5 protein-coding genes and 1 pseudogene are annotated in these 7,235 nt (G+C 42.4%); all 6 read right to left on the bottom strand.

All coding sequences use genetic code 11. The annotated features are described in order from the left end of the window. Nucleotides 1–464, bottom strand: a pseudogene (locus QZ574_RS03260) (sugar kinase); the annotation flags it as partial. Between the two features lie 208 nt (nt 465–672). Next, on the bottom strand, nt 673–1,428 hold the full coding sequence (locus tag QZ574_RS03255; protein WP_297086727.1) for an SDR family NAD(P)-dependent oxidoreductase: 756 nt from the start codon (nt 1,426–1,428) through the stop codon (nt 673–675). 101 nt (nt 1,429–1,529) lie between these two features. After that, nucleotides 1,530–2,798 (bottom strand): MFS transporter, encoded by a 1,269-nt coding sequence (locus QZ574_RS03250; RefSeq protein WP_297086725.1) that lies wholly within the window; start codon nt 2,796–2,798, stop codon nt 1,530–1,532. Nucleotides 2,799–2,962: 164 nt separating this feature from the next. Further along, on the bottom strand, nt 2,963–3,328 hold the full coding sequence (locus QZ574_RS03245) for a cupin domain-containing protein (protein WP_297086722.1): 366 nt from the start codon (nt 3,326–3,328) through the stop codon (nt 2,963–2,965). Nucleotides 3,329–3,339: 11 nt separating this feature from the next. Continuing rightward, the gene (locus tag QZ574_RS03240) at nt 3,340–5,538 is read right to left on the bottom strand and encodes an alginate lyase family protein (RefSeq protein WP_297086721.1); all 2,199 of its coding nucleotides are present in this window, start codon (nt 5,536–5,538) and stop codon (nt 3,340–3,342) included. Nucleotide 5,539: 1 nt separating this feature from the next. Further along, complete coding sequence (locus tag QZ574_RS03235; RefSeq protein WP_297086719.1) at nt 5,540–7,225, bottom strand: polysaccharide lyase 6 family protein; 1,686 nt, start codon at nt 7,223–7,225, stop codon at nt 5,540–5,542. Nucleotides 7,226–7,235: the final 10 nt, after the last annotated feature.

The following is a 7,235-nucleotide window of genomic DNA, read 5'->3' as shown; positions in this document are numbered from 1 at the left end:
AAAATACCACCCGTGTGCATCCAGCGTACACCAAGTGTTCCGAAAATGTATTCCCAGTCAATATCGCCCGGTTTTAGTTGTGACGCAGCTGTATTACCACGGTCGGAAACACCTTTGGCACCACGGATACCAAAACCACGTTCGGTAAAATTCAGCCCGTTGCGAATTGTTCGCCCACAACCATCGTAAGGCACCCATTTTACAAACTGGGTATCAAGGCCGCCTTGCAGCATAAAATCTTCAACCAAAGCGCCAACTTCATTATCTGCCAGCGCTGTAATAATTGCTGTTTTCTTTCCAAAACACCTTCTCAGGCCGCGCGATACATTGTATTCGCCACCGCCTTCCCAGGCACGAAACTGACGTGTTGTTCTAATCCTCCCCTCACCCGGGTCCAGCCTTAACATTACTTCACCCAATGAAATACAATCGTAGGTACATTCCGAGGCTGGTTTGATGTTCATTTTTGCCATGATTTTGTTTTTTTTATTTACAGAAAACATAAGATAAATGACTAAGAGCCATCCACTAATTTCATTTAAAAAAAACAGCCGAATACACAACTTTATGTCAGAAGATTTTTGATGTATCCGGCTGTTGAAACTAACTAGTCAAACTAAACTATGCGAAAGATGGTTTTGGAAATAAACCACCTGAAATTTCAATTGCCAATTAAATTCCCAGAGCCTGTCCACCACCAATCTGAATGGTTTCAGCAGTAATGAAAGAGGCAGCATCGCTTAATAAGAAAGAAATAACACCCGAAACTTCTTCCGGCTCACCTAAGCGTCCTAATAGCACACTGTTTTTCCATGAAGCAAAAACTTCTGGTTTAGTTGCTTTAATTTGCGCGTGGAAAGGAGTATCGATGGTACCCGGCGATACAGCATTTACTCTGATTCCATATTCTGCCAAATCTTTAGCCAAGGCACGCGTAATTGATTGCACGCCACCTTTTGAAGCTGAATAAATACCGGCACCTGGTCCTGCTCCATTCCAGGCAGCATTCGAGGTGTAATTAATAATCGATGCATTTTCACCCTTTTTAAGGAAAGGGATAGCTGCTCTTGAAGCATAAAAAACCGAATCTAAATTAAGAGCCATAACAAACTTGTATTGCTCATCGGTCATTTCTTCAAAACGAGCTCTTACGCCAATACCTCCTGTATTGTTAATCAGTGCATCAATTTTTCCATACTTTTCACCAATTTTTGTAATATTCTCGGTTACCGCTGCCGAGTCGGTCATATCAAAGCCATAGTACTCTGCTGTAATTCCTTCTGCCGCCAGCTCTTTTACTCTTTCAGCGCCGGCTTCGTCTTCAATACCATTTAACACTACAGTATACCCATCTTTTCCTAATTGTTTTGCCACTGCAAAACCAATACCGCCTGTTGCTCCTGTAATAACTGCTACCTTTGAACTCATAATCTCTATATTTTTAATGTTTTTATTTCAAGCTTCATCAGTCTTTAATTTGAGGGATGAAACCATTTTCTAATCCTAAAATCTATTTCTATTTTCTACTACTAAGCTTCTTCTACCGACTGAATTTTTTTGGCAAAGAAGAAAATCGCCAATACGCCCAGCGGGACAAAAATTCCGATGGTTGCAAAAATCGGGTTGTAACCAAATGCGTCTACCACTTTTGGTACCAGGAAGTTCATCACAATAACTGAGAATACACCTACTGAACCACCAAGTCCGGCCAATGAGCCAACCGATTTTCCGCTGAATAAATCGCTTGGGATAGTTTGCACGTTGCTAATAGCAAACTGGAAACCGAAAAGAACAAAGGCAACAATTGCCACAAATTTTTCAGCAGAATCGGCAAACATCACCGTTGCAATCAATCCTAAAAACATAATTACACCACCAATTACAATGGTTGTTTTACGCGAACGGTTAACCGAATTTCCTTTACTCATTAAATTGCCTGAAAACCAGCCACCGGCAATACTTCCAATTGCGGCTCCTACATAAGGCACCCAGGCAAAGAAGCCAATTTCTTTTACATTAAACCCGTAAACATCAGCCAAATACAATGGCATCCAACCAACAAACAACCACCAGATTGGCTCTAAGAAGAAACGCCCGATTAACACTGCCCACGATTCTTTGTATGAAAGAATCTGACCAATGCTTTTTCCTTTTGAGTCGCTTTTTTGTTCTGATTTGTGCTGACCTTTTTTTATGTAATCACGTTCCAGGTCGGTTAACCAAGGGTGTTTATCAACTCCGGCGCGGTTTATCAACAACCACGGAATTAACCAAAGCAGGCCAAACGAACCGACAAACATAAAGGTAATTTTCCAGCCAAAAGCTGCCCATAATACAGCAATTAGCGGAGGAGCAATAACAGACCCTACTGATGCTCCTGCATTAAAAATTCCCTGTGCAATTGCACGTTCTTTAATCGGAAACCATTCGGCATTACTTTTAGCAGCTCCCGGCCAGTTGCCGGCCTCGCCTAAACCCAAAGTAACACGTAAGAAACTAAACGACAACAGGCCGCGTGCCATTGAATGGAAGAATGAAGACAAGCCCCAAACAATAATCACCACAACGTATCCCATGCGGGTTCCTATTTTATCAAATAGTTTTCCGGAAACCGACTGCCCCACTGCATACGCAATCATAAATACATTAAGTATTAAAGCATAGTCGTTTTTGGTCATTCCCAGGTCTTCTGAAATACTTGGCCACATAATTGCCAAAGCACTTCGGTCGATATAATTTATGATGGTTGCCAGGCCAATAAGCCCGATAATCCACCAGCGTAATCCTTTTAATTTCATACTATTAAAATTGTTTGTTTTTAAAGGTATAGTATGGAACTCGCAGTATTTTAATTATACACTTGGGTGTAATTTTTTTACATGCTCGTTTCATATTATTAGATTTTGAGACTATTAGACTTTTTTGTCTAACAATCTTGAATTTCAGAATCTATTAGTCTTTCTTATTTTTTATCTCCGAAATACGAAACACCGCTTCCGTCAAGGAAATCTTCGCGAACCGGACTAAATACATCGATTAATATACCTGCCTCTAAACACACGGCGCTGTGCAGTAGGTTTGGTGCAATGTAAACGCCTTCACCTGCCTCGATGATGCTTTTTTCGCCATCGATAACGAATTCGAACTTACCGGCAGCACAATAGGTTGCCTGCGTATGAAAGTGTTGATGTGGCGCACCTTCTGCACCTTTTTCAAACTTTACTTTCACCATCATAATCTGGTTGTCCCAACCCTGGAACTGACGTGATACTCCACCACCAAGTTCTTCCCAATTCTCGCTGTTTTTAATAAATTTTTCGCTTGCCATAATTTGTTATTTTATTTAATTGATACTTTATAATTTTTGTCCCAACTCAAGGTCTCGCCATTAATTTGTACCGTATTCGTTACGGAATCGGCAAATTTTAAATCGAGCAAGAGTTGTATTGTTTTTTCATTTTTTAGTTGCAACAGAATGGCCACTTTTTCATCGTCGCCCTCAATTAATTGCAGGCTTTTAACCGAGCCTTCGGAATTTAAAACCGCCTCGCTGGCCGGGTTGTAATCGCCATGCATTTCGTAAACCGTTAGCAGCTTTTTATTTTTTGCTTTCGGGAAACGAAATACCATTCCCATTTGGTGGCGCAGATTATAATCGGGGTCGTTGGCACCAAGGCGGGTAATAAAGCATTCGGTGTTCGCATCAGCTAAGGTTGAAACCGTATAAAAACCATTGCCTTGCATCCAGGTTAGGCTGGCGGTTGCCGGCAAATTTTGGGCTGTTGCATCAACAATTAAATGCTGGTAGCCCTGGTCTGTTCCCAAAACTTTATATTGGTTTAATCTTGTATAATCGAAGTTTGCGCTAAGAATTTGACCGTTAAAATAAACCGGCAAATCAAGCATGGCACTGCTTTCGTTTTTAACATTATTCAGGTCGATTACGTAAGTTCTGCCCTCCACCTGAAGCATGGCCACAGTGCGGTTCAGGCTTGCTCCATCATAACAATTTTCGTCGGTGGCCGAAACAATTTGTACAGCAGGATTCTCCAGGTCGGCAAACACTAAAACGGGGTCGTTTTCTTCGGCAGCTTTTAGTTTACCGGCAAAATGCGACTGCTCGTTTAACACCAGTGCATTGTGCGCAATGGTGTGTTTTGCCCAGGTTTTATTTTCGGGCAGGTAACGTCCACCCTCTTTAGCTGCTACGTTAAGAAAACGTGCCGCACCATAATCGGGAATAATTTCTTCGCCTTTGTTGTAAAGTGAAATCCCCAGACGGTCGAAATGCCCGTGGCCCATTCCCTGCGAGGCAAATTTAAACAGCACCGATGTCTGGTTTTCGCTGTCGCCCATTCGAAGCAATGCTAAACCTCCTTTATCGCCATTGGCACCATCAGAAATTAGCATCGGTACACGTTCAAACCTTTCGGTTTTGCCCTCAGCAATTGCTTTGGCTACGGCTAAACCTTCGGCACTCAACATTACTTTTCCGTGGTATTCGGCCACATTTAAAAGCTTGTTGTTTCCTGTTAGTTTGTACACAATATCGGTTCCGAAAATTAATTCGGGTGTCATCCACGATTTTTCCTTAATGGCATCGTTTATGGGGTAGAATTTTCCATCGGCAATGGTAAGCTGCAAAACCGTAGTAACCGCTTTGGGCAACAAACCATTTTTATATTCAAATATTTTTAATTCGGGTAAATTATTGTCCAAAGCCTGCGCAAAAACAATAAACGGCATTAATGCATAACGCTGGTAATATGGCCCTTCAGCATAATAACCATCGGGCGAAAACAGTTCGTCGATTTGTTTTAAGAAACCGCCAGAGCCATCGAGTTTGGTTGAATACAATGCTTTTTGAACCAGCAAGGAATCGCCCAAAACCATTCCGGTCATTCCAACACCAGCTACGGCCCATGTTCCGTGGTTGTGCACACGGTCGAACGAATACTTGTCTTCAACCGTAAAAAACTCAACTACTTTTTTGAACAGGTTTTCTTCAATGTTTGCTTGTTCTTCTGCTGAAAGAAATTCATAAATACAATCGTAAGCCTGAATGGTGTACACCAGCCAAACCGACTCGTTTAAGCCCTGCCAAAACAGCTTCCCGGGAGATTGATTCTTTTTCATTGGGTGAATGCCCAAAGTTGGGTAAAGCGTAGCATATTCATTCAGCATATCGCGAACAAAAACGGCATATTTTTCGTCGCCGGTAAGTTGATAAACCACCCCTGCATTGTACATTTCAATGTAATTAAGCTTATGCTTTTCGTGGGTATAGCCACCACCCGGGTCTTTCGGGAAAGGAACAGTAATTCCGGCCTCGATTCCTTTATCGGCAGTTTCTTTTGCCTGAGCAAAGGAAGTTTGAAGCATGGGGTATTTTTCTATCCCATCAACCAAAGCCGGCACAGCCGCTTTTTGCAGAATTAATTTTGGAAAACCCGTGTTTTCCTGCACTACCTCTTTTGGCTGGCACGAAAACAAAACAACTGCAAATAATAAAAAACTATATGTAAGTCTTCTTTTCATTTTATCTAATAAGTTTTACTGCATAACGATTTTGCACATCACGAATTTCAACAATAAAAATCCTCGGAAAATTTGTAACCGACTTTGTAACGTTTTGTGCATAGACACTGCTTTGTGCGAGTAATTTTCCGTCTATTGTAAACATCGACAACGTGCGTTCTTTTTCGTTTTCAAAATTGACTTTTAAAATCCCCTGCGACAGCCAAATTTTTGGTTTCGCCGCTTTAATTATTTCAGAATACGTTGGTACATCGTAATCGGCTCCAACATCAGATTTTGTTAAGGGTTGAATGGTTTTTGCCTCATCCGAAAGCTGGTCGCAACCAGCATCTTTTGCTGTTTCGGGACGCGTTTGTCCGTCAATATCAACCGAAAGCGTATCGAAAACACCCGGTACGGCCGCTCCAATTACCGGATTCTCAGCAGCGGGCGTTTGCATGGCACCACTTAAAACCATTGGCAGTTCGGTTTGAATAAAACCATCGGCAGTAATTCCAATAGTTTCAGCATCAGTATAAATTCCTTTCCAGGTAACACCATCAGCATTGCTATCTTCGTCTACATCTACCAAATCGCGTCCCTGCTGCGAAACAACCAGGTTGTCTTCGATGAACGAATTTATGGGTGCCAGCGACAATTCATCGTTTGCTCCGGCGCCAATCATAAACGGTTCTTTGCAATTTACAATGGTATTAAAGCCAACTTTTGCATCATCAACCTGGCGGTAGCGATTTGCCGGCGAATTGGGCACACCATTCATTAAACAAATGGCTGCACGATAACCATCTCCGGCAAGGTTTTCCATGTAGTTATTATACACACGGTGCCCCGGGCCAATAATACGAACACCTCCGCTTCGTTTTTGCCCATCGCCGAAAAAGAAGTTACCGTACACCCAGCAATCCGAACCATGGCGTAATGTTAATGTTCCCTCGCAGTTGCTAAAAGTATTGTAACGATAGTGGTTGCCTACGGATTTATTTGAAATAATTTCAATCTCGCCATCGCACTCTTCAAACACGTTGTATTCAACCGTACAGTTCGAATTGTAGCTTTCCCAGTCGCTGGTTCCGATGCGAATGGTTTCGCCACCGTTTTCGCCCAAATCCTGACGTGGCCCAAAATAATTGTGGTCAATTAAATGGTAATCGGGTGTAGCATCGAGCCAAACCACAAAGGTTGCGCCCGAGTTTGTTTTTCCGGAGAAACTGCAATGGTCGACACGGTTGTGGGTTCCGTACAACGAAACATATTTGGTATCGACATTGCCATTGGCAGGATTGTAATTTTCGATGGTTACATTGGTTAAGCGGCAGTTGTGCGCCAGCTCTGAAGTTCCTGTGCGGAAAGCAACAATATGCCCGCTGCTGCTGATATCGCCATCGCGGAAAATAAAATCGCGTACCACCAGCCACGAGCCACTAATTTCGATGCGGCTGTTGCCGGTAAAAATAGTTTGCCCCAGGGTTTCGGCAGCAAAAACAATTGGCGAAAGTTCTGTTCCGTCGCCTTTAAATTCCAACTCCACATCGTTCCAGTTGCCCGAAGCCAACAAAACGGTATCGCCAGGAATTACCTTTGCCACTGCGGCATCCAGTTCGTTTTCTGAACTAACCCTGTACACTTCGGCATGAGCTTGTGTAGCTGCCACAATTAAAAGAAATAATATCTTGAAATATTTTATCATTTGCTCTTTT

Source organism: uncultured Draconibacterium sp., from assembly GCF_913063105.1.
Classification (GTDB): Bacteria; Bacteroidota; Bacteroidia; order Bacteroidales; family Prolixibacteraceae; genus Draconibacterium.
Note: the sequence above shows the minus strand (reverse complement) of the source record. Positions and strands in the feature narration are given on the sequence as shown.

Coding starts and splice junctions, on each gene's coding strand:
- QZ574_RS03240 (WP_297086721.1), bottom strand. CDS start 5,538: ATGAAAAGAAGACTTACATATAGTTTTTTATTATTTGCAGTTGTTTTG.
- QZ574_RS03250 (WP_297086725.1), bottom strand. CDS start 2,798: ATGAAATTAAAAGGATTACGCTGGTGGATTATCGGGCTTATTGGCCTG.
- QZ574_RS03235 (WP_297086719.1), bottom strand. CDS start 7,225: ATGATAAAATATTTCAAGATATTATTTCTTTTAATTGTGGCAGCTACA.
- QZ574_RS03245 (WP_297086722.1), bottom strand. CDS start 3,328: ATGGCAAGCGAAAAATTTATTAAAAACAGCGAGAATTGGGAAGAACTT.
- QZ574_RS03255 (WP_297086727.1), bottom strand. CDS start 1,428: ATGAGTTCAAAGGTAGCAGTTATTACAGGAGCAACAGGCGGTATTGGT.